Source organism: Pseudomonas sp. HLG18 (assembly GCF_051903985.1).
GTDB classification, from domain to species: Bacteria; Pseudomonadota; Gammaproteobacteria; order Pseudomonadales; family Pseudomonadaceae; genus Aquipseudomonas; species Aquipseudomonas fluorescens_BT.
In genome coordinates this window covers 2,071,429-2,091,271 of sequence record NZ_CP195831.1, presented here as the reverse complement: position 1 = coordinate 2,091,271, position 19,843 = coordinate 2,071,429, and the positions used below count along the sequence as shown (strand labels likewise).

At 55.7% G+C, this 19,843-nt stretch carries 13 protein-coding genes and 2 pseudogenes; 8 read left to right on the top strand and 7 right to left on the bottom strand.

Features of this window, described 5'->3' with window-relative positions:
- Position 1 precedes the first annotated feature (1 nt).
- The gene (locus ACSPX5_RS09540; protein ID WP_439821548.1) at positions 2-1,222 is read right to left on the bottom strand and encodes an MFS transporter; all 1,221 of its coding nucleotides are present in this window, start codon (positions 1,220-1,222) and stop codon (positions 2-4) included.
- Between the two features lie 223 nt (positions 1,223-1,445).
- On the opposite strand from ACSPX5_RS09540, the gene ACSPX5_RS09535 reads away from it, so the two are divergent.
- Complete coding sequence (locus ACSPX5_RS09535; protein ID WP_439821547.1) at positions 1,446-2,549, top strand: Gfo/Idh/MocA family protein; 1,104 nt, start codon at positions 1,446-1,448, stop codon at positions 2,547-2,549.
- A 313-nt stretch (positions 2,550-2,862) separates the two neighbouring features.
- Here the strand turns inward: ACSPX5_RS09535 and ACSPX5_RS09530 are convergent, their stop codons facing one another.
- The 3 genes from ACSPX5_RS09530 to ACSPX5_RS09520 form a co-directional block, all read right to left on the bottom strand.
- Complete coding sequence (locus tag ACSPX5_RS09530; RefSeq protein ID WP_439821546.1) at positions 2,863-4,359, bottom strand: CoA-acylating methylmalonate-semialdehyde dehydrogenase; 1,497 nt, start codon at positions 4,357-4,359, stop codon at positions 2,863-2,865.
- 71 nt (positions 4,360-4,430) lie between these two features.
- Positions 4,431-5,588, bottom strand: coding sequence for an iron-containing alcohol dehydrogenase (locus ACSPX5_RS09525; protein ID WP_439821545.1), 1,158 nt, complete (start codon positions 5,586-5,588; stop codon positions 4,431-4,433).
- A 132-nt stretch (positions 5,589-5,720) separates the two neighbouring features.
- Complete coding sequence (locus ACSPX5_RS09520) at positions 5,721-8,219, bottom strand: CoA transferase (RefSeq protein ID WP_439821544.1); 2,499 nt, start codon at positions 8,217-8,219, stop codon at positions 5,721-5,723.
- 282 nt (positions 8,220-8,501) lie between these two features.
- On the opposite strand from ACSPX5_RS09520, the gene gcvA reads away from it, so the two are divergent.
- From gcvA to ACSPX5_RS09490, 6 genes are all read left to right on the top strand, one after another.
- Positions 8,502-9,401, top strand: a complete 900-nt coding sequence (gene gcvA, locus ACSPX5_RS09515) for a transcriptional regulator GcvA (protein ID WP_439821543.1) — start codon at positions 8,502-8,504, stop codon at positions 9,399-9,401.
- Positions 9,402-9,624: 223 nt separating this feature from the next.
- Positions 9,625-10,680 (top strand): ABC transporter substrate-binding protein, encoded by a 1,056-nt coding sequence (locus tag ACSPX5_RS09510; protein WP_439821542.1) that lies wholly within the window; start codon positions 9,625-9,627, stop codon positions 10,678-10,680.
- Between the two features lie 113 nt (positions 10,681-10,793).
- Entirely contained in the window at positions 10,794-11,876 is a 1,083-nt protein-coding gene (locus ACSPX5_RS09505) for an ABC transporter ATP-binding protein (RefSeq protein WP_439821541.1), read from the top strand.
- Between the two features lie 39 nt (positions 11,877-11,915).
- Positions 11,916-13,190, top strand: coding sequence for an ABC transporter permease (locus ACSPX5_RS09500; protein WP_439821540.1), 1,275 nt, complete (start codon positions 11,916-11,918; stop codon positions 13,188-13,190).
- A gap of 5 nt (positions 13,191-13,195) precedes the next feature.
- Positions 13,196-14,044, top strand: coding sequence for an ABC transporter permease (locus tag ACSPX5_RS09495; protein ID WP_439821539.1), 849 nt, complete (start codon positions 13,196-13,198; stop codon positions 14,042-14,044).
- Between the two features lie 591 nt (positions 14,045-14,635).
- Positions 14,636-16,189, top strand: coding sequence for a sensor domain-containing diguanylate cyclase (locus ACSPX5_RS09490; RefSeq protein WP_439821538.1), 1,554 nt, complete (start codon positions 14,636-14,638; stop codon positions 16,187-16,189).
- A gap of 183 nt (positions 16,190-16,372) precedes the next feature.
- On the opposite strand, the pseudogene ACSPX5_RS09485 reads toward ACSPX5_RS09490, so the two are convergent.
- The 3 genes and pseudogenes from ACSPX5_RS09485 to tnpB all read right to left on the bottom strand — a co-directional run.
- Positions 16,373-16,849: pseudogene (locus ACSPX5_RS09485) on the bottom strand (methyl-accepting chemotaxis protein); the annotation flags it as partial.
- Between the two features lie 111 nt (positions 16,850-16,960).
- A pseudogene (locus ACSPX5_RS09480) lies at positions 16,961-17,638 on the bottom strand (PAS domain-containing protein); the annotation flags it as partial.
- A gap of 277 nt (positions 17,639-17,915) precedes the next feature.
- Complete coding sequence (gene tnpB / locus ACSPX5_RS09475) at positions 17,916-18,104, bottom strand: IS66 family insertion sequence element accessory protein TnpB (protein ID WP_423815175.1); 189 nt, start codon at positions 18,102-18,104, stop codon at positions 17,916-17,918.
- Between the two features lie 266 nt (positions 18,105-18,370).
- On the opposite strand from tnpB, the gene ACSPX5_RS09470 reads away from it, so the two are divergent.
- Complete coding sequence (locus ACSPX5_RS09470; RefSeq protein WP_439821537.1) at positions 18,371-19,834, top strand: aldehyde dehydrogenase family protein; 1,464 nt, start codon at positions 18,371-18,373, stop codon at positions 19,832-19,834.
- Positions 19,835-19,843: the final 9 nt, after the last annotated feature.

Here is a 19,843-nt window from a genome sequence, read left to right as displayed (position 1 = left end):
ATCAGCGTTGCAGTGCCTCGGCAATCGGCGCTTTGCCGAGACCGAAACTGAGCATCACCGCCAAACCGAACACGCCGATGGCGGCGCCCAGCCACAACGCTGAAGACACACCGGCGTGATCAACCATCAAGCCGCCAAACAGCGAACCCGAAGCAATCGCCACCTGAAACGTGGTCACCAACATGGCGGAACTGGCTTCCGGCAATTGCGGCGACGTCAGTTGCATCCAACTGCTCACGCCCAGCGGAATTGCGCCGTAGGCAACACCCCACACCAGCACCGCCAACGTCACGCCCCACCCCTGCACCCCGGGCAAGGCCAATTGCGCAATCACCATCAGCAACACCACGGCGCCCAGCGACGCACGCAAGTGCGTGGTGATGCTCCCGGCCATGGCGAAGTTGGCCAACATGCCGACCAGGCCAAAGCCCAACAGAATCGAAGTGATCGCACTCGGCGAGAAACCCGCATCATGCCCAAGGAACGGCGCGATATAGGTGTACGCCGTAAAATGCGCCGCCACTACCGTACCGAGCAACAGCATGCTGCGGCGGGCATTGCTGCGTGACACAAATGCCACGAGCGCGCGCCACTTCAAGCCTTCACTGGAAGGCAATGACGGCAAGGTCAACGCTTGCGCAATCAGCGCCAGCAACGCGAGCCCTGCGGTCACTGCAAACGACATCCGCCACGAAAACAGCGTGCTGACAAACGTACCAAACGGCACACCGAACACCGTCGCCAAGGTAATCCCGGCAAAGATCAGTGCCGTCGCTTTCGCCGTTTTTGACTCACTGACCAACCGCCCGGCAGCCGCAATCGCCACCGCCCAGAACCCCCCCAGCGCCACCCCCAACAAGCCGCGCCCCAACAACATGATCGGCAATGACGGTGCCACCGCCGAAACGACGTTGGACGCCAACAGCAACAGGGTCAACAGCAGCAACAGGTGTCGCCGATTCATCCGCCCGGCACCGAGCATGATCGCCGGCGCCGACACTGCCGCTACCATGCCCGGCACGGTCACCATCAACCCGGCAACACCATCGGTGATGCCCAGGCTATTGGCAATTTGCGGCAGGACGCCGACCGGCAGATATTCGGTGGTGACAAAGGCAAAAGCGCCCAGGGCCACCGCGTACACCGACAGCCAGTCGCGCCAGGAGGACGGCTCCGCTGGCGCGAGCGCAGCGGTGGCCGGTGATGCAGACAGATCGTTCATGGCAAAGCTCCACAGTAATGAGTGGCGCCATGCTAGGTATCTGATCACTGCGGAAAAACAGTGCGCAGCTCCGATCACTGCGGATCAATCGTTCCGCAATCGGACAGGCATGCCGCCATTAGCGCCTTTCCTGTCCGCAGTGTTCGGCCCTTTGGCCGGTTTTTCCGCGGGGCTTCGCTCCCTAGACTTCACCTCGTCAGCCAAACCCTACGAGGACATTCCCATGACAACTGCACAGTCCCCTATTCGCGTCGGCATCATCGGCGTTGGCAACTGGGCTCGCCACGGCCATCTGCGCGTGCTTAATCTGCTGCAGCAATATCACCTGCAAGCGGTGTACAGCGAACGCCGTGAACGCGCCGAAGCCGCGGCCAGCGAGTACGCCATCAGCCAGGTCGCCGACTCGGTCGACGCGTTAGTCAACAACCCTGAAGTCGATCTGGTCGTGGTGCTCAACACCGCCCCGCAACACGAAAAAACCGTGCGCGCCGCCATCGCTGCCGGCAAAGACGTCTACTGCGAATGGCCGTTGACCACCACCACCGCAGACTCCGAACACTTGCTGCACCTGGCCAAAGACGCCGGCGTGCGTCACATCGTCGGCCTGCAACGCCGCCACGCGCCGCACAACCGCTACCTGCAAGACCTGCTGCAACAAGGCTACGTCGGCAAGGTGCGCTCCGTGCGGATGCACGTCAGCATGAATTACTTCCAGGCCCAGCGCCCCAACGCCCTGCGTTGGACCGCCCCCGAGGAAAACTACTCCAGCGTCATTGCCATCTACGCCGGACACTTCCTCGACATGCTCTTCACCGCCACCGGCTGGCCAATAAGTGTCTCGGGGTTGATGGTCAACCAGTTCCCGAAAGTGACGATCAAGGAAACCGGCGAAGTGCTGGACAGTAACGCCCCCGATCAGCTCGTACTCAGCGGCATGCTCGAAGACGGCGGCGTCATTTCGATCCACATCGAAGGCGGTAAACGCAACGGCTCGGGTGTGCAGATCGACATCACCGGCGACCAGGGGGATCTGAAAATCACCAACCGTTCGGCATTTGGCGATGTCGGCGACGACTATGTCGTCGAGGGCGCGCATGGCGATAACCTGACGCTGGAAGTGTTGCCCGTGCCTGAGAGTTATCAGCGCCTGCCGACCTCCTCATTGCCGTCAGCCGTGCTTGAACTGGCAGAGCTCTATCACGTGTATGCGCAGGATGTTGCCGAAGGCACCCATGCGGCGGCGACGTTCAACGATGCATTGCGCCTGCACCAGTTGCTGGATGCGGCAAAGAGCGGGACTCAAACTCCCCTGAAACGGATCGTGTGATGACTCATGCTTGTGAAATCCCTCGATATTGAACTATCGAGCATGAAACCTCGTTGGCGCCTCGGGGTGGACACATGCCCGCCCCGAGGCGCCATTTAATCTCAGGGGCCATTAATGGATCGTTGCAGCCCGCCCTTTTACTCAATTGAATCCGGGAAACGTGCGCCGAACATCGGTAGGCCGCTGGCAGAACTGACTGTGGACTCTTCCTTTCGAAAAAAGGGCCCTTGAAGGGCCCTTCCGTACTCAAATTGAAATCACCTGGTCAGCAAAGATTCGAACCTTGCATTTGGGTCACCTCAGATAAAGAGACTCACTTCATCGTCGGCATAGAGAACTCGACCCCCTCCCGAATTCCCGAAGACGGCCAGCGCTGGGTGACCGTTTTACGCTTGCTATAGAAGCGAACCGCATCCGGGCCGTAGGCATGCAAATCGCCGAACAACGAGCGTTTCCAGCCGCCAAAGCTATGATAGGCCACAGGTACTGGGAGCGGTACGTTGACGCCGACCATGCCGACCTTGATGTTGTCAGTGAAGTATCGGGCGGCTTCACCATCGCGAGTGAAGATACAGGTGCCATTACCGTATTCATGAGCATCGATCAGTTGCATCGCCTCTTGCATGCTCTGCGCACGCACGATCAACAGTACCGGCCCGAAGATCTCTTCCTCGTAGCAGCGCATGCCGGGCTTGACTTGATCGATCAATGTTCCCCCAACAAAAAAACCGTTCTCGCAAGCTGGTACCTGAATATTTCGACCATCCACCACGACCTCTGCGCCCTCCTCTTCTGCGCTGTCGATGTATCCGATCACTTTTTGCTGATGTTGGCGAGTGATCAGAGGGCCGAAGTCGTTGCTCTTGTCTTGATAGGCGCCGACCTTGAGACGGGTCATCGCTTCGCGCATTTTACTGATCAAGGCATCGGCTGTTGCATCACCTACTGTGACCGCTACAGACAGAGCCATGCATCGTTCCCCTGATGATCCAAATGCAGCCCCCACCAACTGGTTGACCGCATTATCGATGTCCGCGTCTGGCATGACGATGGCGTGGTTTTTTGCTCCACCCAATGCCTGGCAACGTTTGCCATTTGCCGCAGCCGTCCGGTAGATGTACTCAGCGATTGGTGTCGAGCCTACAAAACTTACCGCCTGAACACGATGGTCGTGGAGCAAGGTATCAACGGCCTCCTTGTCACCATTAACCACGCTCATGACGCCATTCGGCAAACCAGCTTCCTGCAGCAGTTGGGCGATGAACAGGGTCGAACTTGGATCGCGCTCGGAGGGCTTCAGGATGAAGCAGTTACCGCAGGCAATCGCCATAGGAAACATCCACAGCGGCACCATCGCCGGGAAGTTGAATGGCGTGATTCCAGCAACGACACCCAGCGGTTGGAACTCACTCCAGGAATCGATATTGGGGCCAACATTTTTGCTGTGTTCCCCTTTGAGCAACTCGGGCACACCACACGCATATTCAACATTTTCGATGCCCCGCTGAAGCTCGCCCATGGCATCGTGGACAATTTTCCCGTGCTCTTCACCAATCATTTGGCAGATACGTTCGGCATTCTGCTCAAGCAGTTCTTTGAAGCGAAACATCACCCGCGCGCGCTTGATAGGTGGCGTGTTGCGCCACTCAGGAAAAGCCGCTTCAGCGGCAGCAATGGCTTTTTCGACCGTTAGTTTCGAGGCCAGCGCGACCTGTTTGGTGACTTCGCCCGTCGCAGGATTGAACACGTCCTGAGTGCGCTCAGTGTCAGTGACAATCTGGCCGTTGATCAGATGACCTACAGTAATCATGTGAGTGTTCCTTATTTTATGTACGCGGCAGTTACCGCTGAAGTGATGAAGAGGCGTGGTTATCGTTTTGGCTACCAGAGGTTTCGGTAGAGCTCGATCATCTCGTCAACCGAAGGCACCCGAGGATTGTTGCCCGGTGAACCGGATGCGAGGGCTTGCTCAGCCATAATTGGCATCAGCTCGAAGAAGCGTGCGCGACTGATGCCAAAGCCTTCAGGTGTAGGAACTTGCAGCTCGTCATTGAGGGCTTGCAGTTCGACGAGCAACTTAGCGTTGGCGCTATCGTCGCTGTCCTCAACGGTCGCGACGCCAATGGCCCGCGCGCAATCGGCGTAACGTTTTGGGGCGCCTGGGATGGAGAAAGCTGTTACGCCTGGCAGCAGCATCGCGTTGGAAAGTCCGTGTGGTACATGGAAAAAAGCTCCAATCGGGCGGCTCATACCATGCACCAGGGCAACCGAGGCTGCCGAAAACGCAACGCCGGCCAACGTAGATCCCAGCATCAGCGCCTCGCGCGCTGCAGTGTCCTGGCCTGCGTGATAGGCCCGGCGCAAGTTCGGGCCAATCAGGCGCATCGCGGCCAGCGCCTGACTGTCACTGTAGAGGTTGGCCTTGAGGCTGACATAGGCCTCAATGGCGTGGGTTAGCGCGTCGATACCGGTGTCAGCCGTGACACGAGCTGGCAGGGAGAGCGTCAGGGTGTAGTCGACCAATGCCGCCACTGGCATAAACCCTATGCCTGCGCAGAGCATTTTTTCGTCGTTCTGTTCATCAGTAATGATGGTGAAACGGGTAACTTCCGAGCCGGTACCCGCTGTGGTCGGTACTGCAATAATCGGCAAGCCTTGTTCGCTCACCTGCCGTGGAAATTTATAGTCACGCATCTCGCCACCGAACTTGGCGAGAATGCCAATGGCTTTGGCACTGTCGATTGGACTGCCACCACCCAATGCAATGATGCTGTCATAGTCGCCCGATCTGGCATGTTCAACACCGGCACGGATCGAATCGACCGTTGGCTCAGGAACAGTGTCGGCGAAAACGTCGGCGCTCAAACCTTTGCTTGCAAGTACATCCTGGATACGACCGGCGTAACCGAGTTGCACCATCATTTTGTCAGTGATGATCAATGGTCGATGGCAACCCAGGCTGGCGAGCACATCTGGAATGGCCTCGCTGGCCTTGGCGCCCACCTGCAGGATGCGCGGCAGAACTATTTGATTCGACATGTTGCCTCCGAAAGTTTCCCTGTGAGGGCGTCGACTCCAGGAGAGTGCCGCCCCCTATTTTTCTTGTGATGGAAGTCGCCGAGGTAAATGGGTATTTGTGAAACTTCTTACCCCTGACCTCTGACGGGGATGTCAGCTGGGCAAATACTCTTGGCTCCAGCTGTCGCTGATAACGCTGCGGGTCATGAGAGCGTCAAGTTCACTTTCGCTGTAACCGAGTTCACCCAAGACAGATCTGGTTGAAGCGCCAAATTTTTCTGCTGGTGAAAGGCTGCGGATCGCCGCATGGCGCGGGCGTATGGCAAAGGGATCGAGCTGAGTCACGCAGCGCCCACTCGGATGATCGGCATAGACACTGAACGAGTAGCTCCCGTTGTCCGTGCCCGGGTAGTTGTCAGCAGGTCGGCTGTAGCGATTGCGGAGATTGTCGATGTTATCCGGGACAGCAGCGGCGACTCCGGCTTCCTGCAAACGACGTTGCCAGGTTTCTCCCGCCGCCTTGGCCAGAGCTGCACTGAGGAAAGCCGCGTGGTCACCTGCCGCAGAAAGGCCGGTTAAGCCTTGAACTGCATCCAGTCTCACCAGATCCGCTGAATCTGCATCGAGGTATAGCCAACCGTCAGCCGTTCGATAGAAACGCGACAGATCGCTATAACCCAACACCTCACGACCCGCCGGCTCATCAAAAGGGGCGCGCCCCGAGTAGTCGTAACAGAAAGGAATTTGAACCAGGTTGCCCAAGGCAGCCAGTGACGTCCGAGCTCGGCTGACCTTGCCTGTTCTGGACTTTTGATACAACGCTGTGGCCACGCCAAGCGCAGCAGCGAAACCGCACATCACATCAATGGTGCCAACATGAGCATGTTCTTCCGGGGTCTGCATACCGCCACCAAACCGCAGCATGATGCCGGTCGTGGCCTGGATGAGATCGTCGTAACCCAAGTAGTCAGTTCGAGGGCCACGGCGCGGGCCGCCGAAGCAGTCCAACTGGCAGAAAATCACCTCAGGATTCACCGCCTTCAGGCTGGCTTCATCTAACCCTAAAGGCGCCAGTTGGCGATCAGGCGCATTCATGACAATCACATCCACTGACTTCACCAGCCTGTCGAATACCTCACGCCCCTCCTCTTGATTGAGGTCGACCAACACGCTTTGCTTACCGCGCGCCGAAGACATACCGAACACCACGGTGTTCCATGGATCGTAATTTGGCTTGGTGGGGTCAAGCTTGATGACATCAGCCCCGAATCGCCCGAGGAATGAGGTCGAGTGCGGGCCGGCAATCACGTTGGTCAGGTCGAGGATACGAACACCGTCCAGCCATCCTTTTGAGCATGGCTGATTTGCAACCGGCAATTGCTCGCGAGTGCCTTCATTCAAGGTGGCCAATGCCTCCTCGATACTGACTTCTCGTCGTGAGAGCGGAGACAACATCAACTCTGCACTGTCTTCCAGCCAGGCTATAGCACCAGGCTGTTTCATCAGCCCGTATTGATGATCAGTGACGTCCACCACTAGACCTGCAGTGTTTGCATGCTCATCGTGCAACCACTCTTGAGTTGAACGATGGGGAGCGCCAGGAAACTGCCCTTCACCGAAGATTTTTTCCCATTCGGCAGCCGTCTTGGTCAGGAAGACTTCCTTCATGCGCGCCGAGATGGCCTTGGCCCAATGAGCGGGTAACGGATAAACACCGAGTGAGGCATCACCTTCCCATTGCGCAAATGGCAGGTAGGGATCTTCAACTTTGGGAAGGCCTGCAGCGAGCATTTCCTCGTACAAACCCATTGCCTGCAGGCAGCGTTTGGCATGCGAGCGATGTGAAGGGCAAACTGCGTAGAATTTGCGTCCGTCCGCACATTCATAGGTACGGTAGAAGGGGTCGAGATACTCCTGCAAATCCTCATAACTGAGGTTCATCGGCAGGTTCTCGGCTCGCCGACGTTCAATCTCTTTTTCACGCAAGGTTTTGTAGCGCGCTGGATAGCCGTCGATCTTGATTGAGTTGTAAGAAAGTCCCTCCATGACCGCCGAAGCGAGCGGCACTTCGATTTCATCCCCCATGCCAGTGCGCTGCCTGGATTGCAATGCCAGCACCACAGCCGAGACAGCGAGCATGGTGCCGTAAGCGGATGCGAGCGGCAGTGGCGAAAAGCTCGGGTTAATGCCCATCAATACCCGATTCTGCCCCATATCAGTGAAAACCCCTGAGGCTGAAGCAATAATTGCCTCAGTGGCTCGCCATTGGCTTCGCAGCTCATCATTGGTGGCAAAACCCGGGATGGACAAGGTAATCAGCTGCGGGTGTTCACGACGCAACTCGGAGAAATCCAGTCCCAGGTTTTTCATCACGCCTGGACGGAAGTTCTCAATCACGATGTCGGCTTTAGCGATCATCTGCCTCGCGTGGCGCAACCCCTCAGGAGACTTCAAGTCCAAGCGCAAGCACTGCTTGTTTCGGTTGAGGACGGCATTCGCCGGGCTATCCCAGAGTGGGCCAGCAGGTGGATCGATATGAATGACCGTGGCCCCGAGATCACCCAGGATCATCGCGACAGCGGGGCCGGCAATGTATTGGCCAAAATCGATAACGTTCACACCGCAAAGGGGTAGCTGACTGAGGTTTGTCATGTTTCACCCATTATTTTTATTGTCCTGCTTCTTCACGCTTTCACGCAGGGTTTCGGTTTTCAGAGGCCGTCTGCATAGGCACAAAACGTTTCAGGCCTGGCCCATTGAGTTGGCGATCTGGAAGTTACTTTCGAGAAAAGTCGGGGACTGCGAAAGCAATAAAAAAAAGCCCTTTGGGGTCATTTTTTTTATGCGACAGGAGTAGGATTTATGGATAACGCTAGAAGACGTACGCTGGCTCGCCCCATTGCCAGGCATTTTCCCACCAGAGAGTTTTGAGCCATGAAGAAGCGACTACCTCCGCTCAACTGGTTGCGCGCGTTCGAATCAGCCGCTCGTCACCTCAGCTTCACGGAGGCGGCGGTAGAACTAAGCCTCACTCAGGCAGCCGTCAGTCAGCAGATCAAAGCGCTGGAATCGCAACTCGGCGCAGCGTTGTTCAAGCGTCTGCCTAGAGGTCTGGAACTGACGGAGCCTGGCTTAGCCTTTCTACCCGTTGTCCATGAATCGGTGGAGCGTCTGGCAGCAGCGACCGATGAAATATTCGGTCAAGGGCACCGGAAGGTACTCACGGTGCGCAGTAGTCTGGTTTTCTTTACTCACTGGCTGGCGGGTCGTCTGCCGCGATTTCGTGAACAGCATCCAGATGTCAATTTGCGCATCACCAGCAACATCTGGATGGGCGAAACCGATCTCGAATCCGATCTGGAAATTCGCTATGGCAGTGGGAAATGGACTGGTCTGAAGAGTGAACGTCTGACCTGGGATTTGTTGTTCCCTGTGTGCGCCCCTGATTTGCCCACACTGCAAAAACCTTTGAAAACCCCAAAAGACATTCGTCATCACGAACTTCTGCATGTCTTGGGTTATGAGGAGGGATGGGGCTATTGGTTGAAAAAGGCCAAGGCCGAGGACATTGACTCATCTCAAGGACTGCAGTTCGACACGCTTATTTCCGCACTGAAAATGGCGGAGCTTGGTCAAGGCGTTGCCTTGGCGCGATCATCACTCGTCGAACAGTATCTTGAATCAGGACAACTCATTGCCCCTTTAACTGCAAAATTCAAAACCTCAGAAGCGTTTTACTTGGTGTATTCCCCGCACAAAATCGTCAATCCCCAAGCAGCAGCTTTCGCAAATTGGCTAATGGAAGAAGCGTCCGACGCGCGTAGCGAAGAATGAGGAAGTGATTTTGAATCCCTGAACGCCCTTCACCTCACCCATCAATAGATAATTTTTGTGCGCCCATAAAAAAAATCGCCCCATTGGGCTTTTTTTTATTGCTTTTACCTTCGGATTTTTTTGCCGAGAGTAAAGCCCTGATCGTCTCTTCGGTTGCTCACGCACCCCCGTGCAAAGAGCTCGTGACGGTTTCCCACAAAAATAAAAACGAGGGGTCTCACGCATGAAAAGCGCAACGTTTCTTTTGCTATCCGGCATCGTGTCCTGCAGCGCTTACGCAGAAAACACTCTCACGGTTGTGTCCTATGGCGGCAACCTGACTAATGCCCAGATCCAAGCCGCACACAAACCCTTCACTGCTGCCACGGGTACCCGGGTGATTTCGGAGGACTATTCCGGGGGCATCGCGCAAATCAAGACTCAGGTCGACAGCAAAAAGGTCACTTGGGACGTAGTTGACGCTGAAATACCGAACGTCATTCGTGCCTGTAACAACGGCCTGCTCGAACGAATTGACCCCGCCACCCTGGCTCCTGCACCGGATGGAACACCTGCTGCAAAGGATTTTCTGCCAGGGGCTCTAACAGAATGCGGCGTGGCGAGTTACGTCTGGTCGACAGTCATGGCCTACAACACCAAAGCCTTCAAGGGCGAACAGCCCCATACCCTGAAAGACTTTTTCGACACCAAGCGCTTCCCAGGCAAGCGAGCACTGCGTAAAGCACCTCAAGTCAATCTTGAATGGGCGCTGATGGCCGACGGTGTGCCCCGTGAAAAGGTGTACGAAATGCTTGGGACTGAAGATGGCCTGGATCGAGCTTTTGCCAAGCTCGACACAATCAAAAAGGACACCATCTGGTGGGAAGCCGGGGCGCAAGCCCCACAACTGCTAGCCGATGGCGAGGTCAGCATGATCTCGGCTTATAGCGGGCGTATCGTGATTGCTCAGCAGAAAGAGCAGCAGCCGTTCAAAATCGTGTGGGACGGTCAGATGTATGACATGGAGGCTTGGGTAGTGCCTGCCGGCAACCCGAAAAAAGATCTGGCGATGGATTTTTTGAAGTTTGCCACTCAGAGCTCGGTACTGGCTGACCAAAGCAACTATATCGCTTACGGCCCGACACGACTCTCGGCGCAAGCCCTGGTAGACCCGAAGGTCAAACCCAACTTGCCAACCAGCCCTGAAAACTTTGCCAGCGCGCTACAGGTGGACTCCCAGTGGTGGGGAGACCATGCAGACGAATTGAACGAGCGCTTCAACGCTTGGCTGTCAAAGTAACCAAAAACTCAACCACAACCTTGCTGCTACACACCTGACACACCCCTTTGATGGGCCCGGGCGACTTTTCGTGCCCGGCTCCTCTACAGCACCAATAACAAGAGATATCTCCCATGCGTACTGAATCATTCGTTAGCTTTCGAAATGTGCAGAAGAGTTATGACGGCGAACATCTGGTCGTCAAAAACTTCAACCTCGAAATCGAACAGGGTGAGTTCGTCACCATGCTTGGTCCATCAGGTTCCGGCAAGACGACATGTTTGATGATGTTGGCAGGATTCGAGACTGTGACTCATGGGCAAATCTGCATTGATGAAAAACCGGTAAATGACATAGCTCCGCAAAAACGCGGTATCGGCATGGTGTTTCAGAACTATGCCCTCTTCCCTCACATGACCATTGAGGAAAACCTGGCTTTCCCGCTGAGGGTGCGCAAATTGCCCCGGCAAGACATCGAAGACCGGGTGCGTAAATCACTTGACCTGGTGGCCTTGGGACAATTCGCAAAGCGAATGCCGGCTCAGTTGTCTGGCGGTCAGAAACAGCGTGTTGCACTAGCTCGTGCATTGATCTTCGAGCCACGTTTGGTACTGATGGATGAACCCCTTGGAGCGCTGGATAAACAGCTCCGTGAACAAATGCAATATGAAATCAAGCGCCTGTCAAAACAGCTCGGCATCACAGTTGTGTACGTCACTCACGATCAGACTGAAGCCCTCACGATGTCGGATCGCATTGCAGTCTTTAACGATGGAATTGTCCAGCAACTGGCCAATCCGTCCGACCTTTACGAAAAACCGCAGACCGCCTTTGTCGCGAGTTTCATCGGCGAGAACAACCGGCTGAAGGGGCAGATTATCGAGCGCCAGGAACGTTACTGCCAGGTGCGTGTTGGTGAGCACCTCGTCAAGGCGCTGGCCGTCAATATCCACCCTGTCAGCTCGACCACCACACTGTCGATTCGTCCTGAGCGCGTGCAGATTGGCGCACGTCCAGGTGAGTACGACAACCATATGCCGGCCCGCATTGAGGAGATCATTTATCACGGTGATCACTTGCGAGCGCGCTTGAAACTGGCAGGCAACGACGAGTTCATCGTCAAGATGGTCAACACCGCAGGACACGCTGCTCCCCAAGCCGGTACTTGCATTGATGTGGGTTGGTCAGCCGACGACTGTCGGGCGCTGGACGCCTGAGGCCCTACAACGACTTTACTGTTTTGCCGGAGCACCCAGATGAACAACTCATATACCGTCAGCCCCATGCTAGAGACAGTCAGCGAAACCCTGCCTCAAGGAGATCTGAAGTCCAGTCTTGACCGGGCAGAACGTCTAAACAAGACCAAATCACTGCTATTGGTCGTCCCATTGCTGGCATTCATTACGGTATTTTTCTTGCTGCCTATCGGCGCGATGTTGTTGCGCAGCATTCAGAACCCGACACTTTCCACGGCGATGCCACAGACCGCAGCCGCTTTAGCCAACTGGGAGGGCACAGCCTTGCCAGACGAGCAACTGTTCGCCACCGTGGGTCATGAGATCCTCGCCCTGCAAGAGGCCCGACAATTGGACAGTGTCGGCTCCGATCTCAATAGAGTGATGGGTGACGCCAAGAGCCTGATGGCCCGCACTGCACGTGGCCTGGCCAGCAAGGTCGTCGTGCCAGGTGCGTTTAACACCACAATGACCGGCATCGACAAGCGCTGGGGGCAGATCGGCACCTGGATGCAGTTGAAGAAAATGGCGCCAGCCTACTCCGCAACCAACTATCTCGCGGCCTTGGACTTGCGTTATGACGACCAAGGTAAGGTCGTTCAACAACCTGAGAGCCGACGCATCTACGTCAGCATTCTGATCAAGACCTTGATGGTCGCACTGGGTATCACGGCGCTGTGCATGATCCTGGGTTACCCGCTGGCCTACATGCTCGCCACCCTTCCAGCAAAAACCAGCAACCTGTTGATGGTCATGGTGCTGTTGCCGTTCTGGACATCACTTCTGGTACGCACCAGCGCCTGGATGGTGATCTTGCAATCCAACGGTGTGCTGAACAGCACGTTGAACAGCATGGGATTGATCAACCAGCCACTCGAACTCATGTACAACATGTTCGGAACGGTCATTGCTATGACCCACATCCTTCTGCCGTTCATGGTGCTGCCGATGTTCAGCGTCATGAAAAGCATCGACACAACCTATACCCGTGCAGCGCACTCCATGGGCGCCAGTTCGTTCCGTACCTTTGTGCAGATCTATTTTCCCTTGTCTCTGCCTGGATTGAGCGCTGGAGGCATCCTGGTGTTCATTCTGGCCACGGGGTACTACATCACTCCGGCGTTGGTGGGTGGGCGTACCGGACAAGTCATCAGTAATTTCATTGCCTACCACATGCAGACTTCCCTGAACTGGGGACTGGCCGCCGCCATCGCGTCCATCCTCCTGATGATTGTCCTGGTGCTGTACTGGATTTATGACCGGGTCGTGGGCATCAACAATATGAAACTGGGGTAATCAAGATGAGTCTTCCAAGCTATACCAGCCCGATGGGCAGAGTCTGGTTTTTCAGCGTTCGAAGCTTTGCGGTATTGGTGCTGTTGTTTCTGATTCTGCCAATATTGGTAGTGGTGCCTTTGTCATTTAACGTCGAGCCCTACTTCAGCTTTACCAGCGGCATGCTCAGCCTTGATCCAGCGGCCTTTTCAATGCGTTGGTACCACATGCTTCTCGAGGATCTACTGTGGGTGCTGTCGTTCAAGAACAGTCTGCTGATCGCCTTCTGCGCAACGGTGATTTCAACGGCACTCGGGACGTTGGCAGCACTCGGCTTGTGTCGCGCTAATCTGCCTTGCAAGGGACTGCTGATGGGTACCTTGATTTCGCCGATGATCGTACCGGTGATCATCTCTTCTGCCGGCATGTACTTTTTCTACAGCGCACTGGGCATCGGGCAAAACCACCTTGGCATCATTCTGGGCCATGCGGTACTCGGCACGCCATTCGTCATCATCACAGTGACGGCGACATTGGTGGGTTTCGACCACTCGTTGACCAGAGCAGCGACAAGCCTTGGAGCTTCTTCCACCTATACATTTTTCCGCGTGACCTTCCCAATTATTCGTCCGGGGATCATGTCCGGCGCGCTCTTTGCGATGGTGACCTCATTCGATGAGGCGGTGCTGGTGCAATTTCTTGGCGGGGTTGAGCAACGCACCATACCGCGCCAGATGTGGTCAGGCATGCGCGAACAGATCAGCCCAACCATCCTGGCGGCGGCCACGTTACTGATTCTCGGCTCAGTGGCATTGCTGGTCGCTGTTGAACTGATGCGTCGACGCTCGTTGCGCTTGCGAGGCATAAAAGAATGAATGCCCCCTAAGTCCTGAGGCACGGGACACTCCGATAGAGCTACTGTCTACAAATACGTGAAGCTTTTGCGTGAGGCTGCGTGATACTGCAAATTATCCGCAGCTGTCCTTACCCAGGGCGAATCAAGCAGCATCTGGTGACTGACGAGAATTCGTTCAGTATGACCGTTCTGAAGGATCTCTTCGGCTTGACGACCGCCCTGAGTCAAGCTCACCACGCTAGTGGCGATACTCAATTGCCTGCGCAGAAGTACCGAGGCGGCACTTGGTCGTTTGGGAAGGTCTTTACCTTAATCTTTTTGATACCGCCTGAACTGCCGTCGACCCGGTCGACGCCCTGTTCCTCGATCCAGCCACCGTGCTCCAGAAACAATGCAGGAGTGTTGCCGCTCTCGGCGCAGTAAGTGCTGCGCACGAGTAGCGGACGCTCCCCCCACATCAGCTTCGCCTTGTTGATGATTTCGCTAACGGCTACGGACCCAAACCTGCAGATTGAGTAGGCAAGTATCCGGCTCGCATAGCCTGTAAAGATGTCGTCGCAAGTGCCGATAACTCGAAAGAATACTGAATGGCCGTGCGTCGATTTTGGCGATGAGCAAGGAACAGGAAATGATGTTTTCTCGTCAGAACGCATTCAAAGCAACAGATGTGAGCCTTTGCGCTCTGGTGTTCCTGGCGGGTGTCGCCGTCACGGTCTTGGTACTGATTCTTTTCGTTGGGTCGGAGCAGCGCACCGTCAACGTTGCGTTCCAACTGGAGGTCGACGAACGATTCAGTCGCCTGCAACGACGCTTCAATACGCAGGTCTTGAAGCTGGACGTTGTGAAGCATTTCTTTATCAATGCCGACGATGTCACTGAAAAGGAGTTTCTGGGATTCGTCACGCCTCTAGTTGGAGAGGACGAAGCCTATAGCTGGGTACCGAGGATTCTCGAGAAGGATCTACAGTCGTTTCGCGCCAAGGCGCTCCTCAACGGTACAAGTGATTTTTCATATCATGAAATTGATCCAGTCACCGGCGAAAAAATTCCCCTCTCCAGCAGGCCGGAACACTGGATATTGCTCTACCTGTTGAAGCGCGATGACGTGAAGATCGTTCCTGGCATGGATGTCATGGCTCGTCCGGGTCGCCAGGCCTTGATGAGCAAGGCGCGAGAAACAAATCAAATAGTCGTGTCGGAACCATTGAAAATGACTAATGGGCAGTCCGGGATTTTCTTCGTCGCCCCCGTATTCCAGAACTCCCTTGAGGTTCCAGCCAAGGATGATGGTTTGCAGGGTTTCGTTGTCTCCACCGTACGCCTGGCGTCTTTGATGGAACAGGGCATTCCATTACCCAGTCTGCAACGGCTGAACGTGAGACTTTCACTGATCGACACGCAGCATCAAGGGGAAACCATTTATCAGAGCCAGGCCCCTGCTGCCCCTTCAGAGCTGTACACACAACGGCTGTTGAAAGTGGCTGATCAGAATTACCTGATCCAGTTTCGACCCAGCTCGACTTTTCTGGTCGCCAACAGCAACGCCCTGTCCGTCAGTTTGATTGCATTATTCGGAGTAGGATTGACGCTGCTGCTGACCTTGATGGTGTACTTGCTGATCACACAGCGCGCCCGCGCCCTCTCGCTGGTGGATGAGCGCACGCAAGACTTGCGTTTATTGAACATTACCGACCACCTGACCGGTGTCTATAACCGCCGGCATTTCGAAGATTTGATGGAGCGCCTGCTCATCGAGGCTGACAAGCACGACAAGCCTCTATCGCTGATCCTGTTCGACGTCGATCACTTCAAATGCATCAATGACCACTGGGGGCATCAGTGTGGGGATAACGTTCTCAAGTCGTTGTGCGCACGAATACGTTCGGCAACACGCAAAACCGACTTGCTGTGCAGAACGGGCGGAGAAGAGTTCGCATTGATCTGCCCGGACAGCGAATCGAACGATACGAGCCTGCTGGCAGAAAAGCTAAGAGTGCTGATAAGCACTCTCCCATTTGAAGAGGCAGGAAAGGTCACTTGTAGCTTCGGCGTTGCAACGTGGGCGCCATCGGAATCGTTTGACGACTTCATTCGGCGTGCCGATAGCGCCATGTACAAAGCTAAATCAAGTGGTCGTGATCAGGTCCAACTGGCGAATCCGTAGCAAACTGGCTATTGAGTTGTCAGGACAAAAAGTTGTCATTCCCCGCCACAAAAAGACATTGACTGAGCGGCTCCAGGCGTTAGCTATCGGCTCTGAAAGTGTCTGGCCAAGTCATCTACCCAGCTGCACAAAAAGCCAAGACAGGGTGCGCACTTAAATCAAGTGCGCACCAGTTGTAGCCTTTTACCCGACCCAACTGACGGCGGTTTTGGGAATCACTTCTGACTCGTCGAGTTTGGAGGCGAACATGCTCACCGCCTCGACGGCGTCGCTGGTGCCGCTACGAATCTGCAGGATCACCGAGCCAGCCTGATCGGCCAGACCGACGCCGCGTTGTGCACTCTCTTGAGTTGCGTTCATGCTGGCGACGGCATCACGGGTTTCAGAAAGGATCTTGCCGATCATTTCGGCAATTTCCGCAGTCGACCGGCTGGTGCGTCCCGCCAGTTGCCGAACTTCGTCGGCCACTACCGCAAAGCCTCGGCCCTGATCGCCCGCTCGGGCCGCTTCAATGGCGGCGTTAAGGGCGAGCAGATTGGTTTGATCAGCGATACCGCGAATAGTATTGACGATGGCCGTGATCTGTTCGGAACGGTCGCCCAACTGACCAACCAGCCTCGCCGACGCGCCAATGTTTTCGGCAATCTGGCGCATCTCTCGAGCTGTTTCCTGAATGACTTGGGCGCCCTGTTCGGCGACTTTCTCGGTCTCGGCGGAAATATGGTACGCCCGGGAAGCGCCGCGTGAATCCTCTTCAAAGCGCTCGATGCGCTCGGTGATATCACTGGCGAACTTGACGATCTTCGTCAATTTGCCAGTAGCGTCATACACCGGGTTATAAGTCGCTTCCAGCCAGACCACTCGTCCGTGTTTGCCGATACGTTTGAACTGACCACTGAAAAACTCACCTGCATTCAATCGACGCCAGAAGTCGCTGTAGTCGCTTCCATTTATCAGGCTTGCCTCGCAAAAGAGCCGGTGGTGCTTACCCTTGAGCTCGTTTAGGGCATAGCCCATGGTGTGTAGAAAATTGTCGTTGGCCGAGAGGATATTGCCACTGAGGTCAAACTCAATCACGGCCATGGCGCGATCCAGTGCGGCAAGCTTGCCCCGATTCAGCGCTTCTTGAACGACTTTTTCAGTCACGTCCAGGGCATACTTGACGATCGTAATAACTTGGCCTCGCTCGTCGATCACAGGGTTGTAACTGGCTTCAAGCCAGACATTCTGTCCCTTCGAGTTGATTCGCTGGAAAGTACCCGACACGAACTTGCCAGCACGCAGTTGCGACCAAAACTGGCTGTACTCCGCACTGTTAGTTAGCGCAGAGGAGCAGAATTCCCGATGCGATTTCATGAGCAATTGCTCAGCGCTATAGCCCATGGTGGCGAGAAAATTATCGTTGGCTCGCAACACCTTGCCGTCCAGGTCAAACTCGACTACCGCCATGGAGCGGCCCAGTGCTTCGATCAATCCCTTATAGCCCAAGACTTCGGCCTTCCTGGCCTGTAGTTCATCTTTAAGTGATTTATTGAACATGGACTTACCCTCGCAGTGACCGTCAACGGATTCGACTTAAGTAGTATCGGCGGGCAATCTGGCAAATGAATGGTGCTATACATAACTATGATTTGACGTCAATAAATTGCTTATTTTGTATAAGCGCTCATGCCGCACACCGATGAAACCGGTTGCCACTTATGCGGCAGCAACTGATCAATTTCACTCACCCGCTGCGTTGGCAGGCGCGTGCCGCCAGCCAGACGCCAATCCCATCGTGCACCAGCACTTTGACTCGGGTCGCGCGGCGATTGGCAAACAGATAGACGCAGTGCGACTTCGCCGCACCGAATACGCTGCATGGAAATACCCGCTTAAAAGGCTGGAACGGGTGCCCACTTAAATTGAAGTGCACACCATGTCCTGGCTTTGCGGGGTCGGGTAGATGACTTGGCCGGACGCATGCCTCTGAAAAGCCCGATCGCACAGAGACAACGTCAGCCCCTGAGATACAGCAGATTATCCCTTGCCGATTTCAAGAACGGCATATTTCGGCTGGGCACTTTTGCTAGCTTATTCAAACCACAGGGCACCGCCTGTACCGGTGCCCCGGCGTTGCTCTGACCTCCCACCGTCCCTGCTGTTAACACCCCCCCATCAGTCCTCTAAGGAGCTAGTTGGATGACAACACAATCTTCGAATACCCACCCCGTGGATTCGCCTACGTCTCAACAGTTTTATATCAATGGTGGCTGGTGCTCGCCGGCAACGCCTGCCAGTTTGCCCGTGGTCAGTCCGGCGACCGAAAGCGTAGTTGCAGAGGTCGCCAGCGGATCGGCCGAAGACGTTGATCGGGCTGTCGCTGCGGCGCGTGCAGCGTTTCCTCGCTGGTCTGCGACCTCCGCCGAAGTGCGCGCGGATTTTCTTGGCAAAATTTACGACCTGATCCTTGAGCGAAAAGAGTCGCTTGCGCAGGCCCTTTCTCTGGAAATGGGCGCTGCCATCGGTTTCGCCCGAGCGATGCAAGTGCCCTTGGCGGCCGAACACGTTCGGATTGCCCGTGACCTGTTGTCCACCTATCGCTTCCAGACGGTTGAAGGCGGCACCGCGATCGAACGCGAACCCATCGGCGTCTGCGGTCTCATCACCCCCTGGAATTGGCCGCTTTATCAAATCACCGCCAAAGTGGCCCCGGCGATTGCAGCCGGTTGCACAGTGGTGCTCAAACCCAGCGAACTGTCACCGCTGAGCGCCCTTCTTTTCGCCCAATTGGTGCATGACGCCGGCCTCCCTCCGGGTGTCTTCAATCTGGTCAATGGCACGGGCGCCGAGGTCGGCGGCGCCATGGCTGCGCACCCGGATATCGATATGATTTCGATCACCGGTTCAAACCGTGCAGGTGCCCTGGTTGCACAGGCGGCCGCCCCTACAGTGAAACGCGTCACCCAGGAACTGGGCGGCAAATCACCCAACGTGCTGCTGCCTGATGCCGACTTCGCCAACGTCGTGCCATTGGGCGTGATGACGGCGTTTCGCAACGTCGGGCAATCCTGCAGCGCCCCGACCAGAATGATCGTACCTAGGGACCGGCTCGCGGAAGTCGAGGCACTGGCCGCCGCAACCGCCAACGCGATCATCGTGGGGGATCCGCAATCGGAAGAGACGGTACTCGGTCCGATAGCCAATGAGGCCCAGTTCAAGCGTGTGCAAACCATGATCGAATCGGGCCTGAGTGAAGGGGCCAAACTCCTGTGCGGCGGTCCAGGACGCGTGCCTGGTCATGAAACCGGCTTCTATGCCCGACCGACTGTATTTTCCGAGGTCGATTCGAGCATGCGCATTGCCCAGGAGGAAATCTTCGGGCCAGTGCTGTGCATCATTGCCTATGAAACGCTCGATGAGGCTGTCGCGATCGCCAACGATACGGTGTACGGACTGAGCGCCCACGTTCAATCCCGCAACCTTGATCATGCACGTGCCGTTGCCTCACGCATCCGCGCTGGACAAGTGCTGCTCAACCACCCTGCCTGGAATCCCATGGCACCGTTCGGTGGCTACAAACGATCCGGCAATGGTCGTGAATTTGGTGTCTACGGCTTTGAGGAGTATCTGGAAACCAAAGCCATCGTTGGCTTTGGTGGCTAGCAAATAATG

Coding starts and splice junctions, on each gene's coding strand:
- ACSPX5_RS09530 (WP_439821546.1), bottom strand. CDS start 4,359: ATGATTACTGTAGGTCATCTGATCAACGGCCAGATTGTCACTGACACT.
- ACSPX5_RS09505 (WP_439821541.1), top strand. CDS start 10,794: ATGCGTACTGAATCATTCGTTAGCTTTCGAAATGTGCAGAAGAGTTAT.
- ACSPX5_RS09470 (WP_439821537.1), top strand. CDS start 18,371: ATGACAACACAATCTTCGAATACCCACCCCGTGGATTCGCCTACGTCT.
- ACSPX5_RS09520 (WP_439821544.1), bottom strand. CDS start 8,219: ATGACAAACCTCAGTCAGCTACCCCTTTGCGGTGTGAACGTTATCGAT.
- ACSPX5_RS09525 (WP_439821545.1), bottom strand. CDS start 5,588: ATGTCGAATCAAATAGTTCTGCCGCGCATCCTGCAGGTGGGCGCCAAG.
- ACSPX5_RS09495 (WP_439821539.1), top strand. CDS start 13,196: ATGAGTCTTCCAAGCTATACCAGCCCGATGGGCAGAGTCTGGTTTTTC.
- ACSPX5_RS09490 (WP_439821538.1), top strand. CDS start 14,636: ATGAGCAAGGAACAGGAAATGATGTTTTCTCGTCAGAACGCATTCAAA.
- ACSPX5_RS09540 (WP_439821548.1), bottom strand. CDS start 1,222: ATGAACGATCTGTCTGCATCACCGGCCACCGCTGCGCTCGCGCCAGCG.
- ACSPX5_RS09500 (WP_439821540.1), top strand. CDS start 11,916: ATGAACAACTCATATACCGTCAGCCCCATGCTAGAGACAGTCAGCGAA.
- gcvA (WP_439821543.1), top strand. CDS start 8,502: ATGAAGAAGCGACTACCTCCGCTCAACTGGTTGCGCGCGTTCGAATCA.
- ACSPX5_RS09535 (WP_439821547.1), top strand. CDS start 1,446: ATGACAACTGCACAGTCCCCTATTCGCGTCGGCATCATCGGCGTTGGC.
- ACSPX5_RS09510 (WP_439821542.1), top strand. CDS start 9,625: ATGAAAAGCGCAACGTTTCTTTTGCTATCCGGCATCGTGTCCTGCAGC.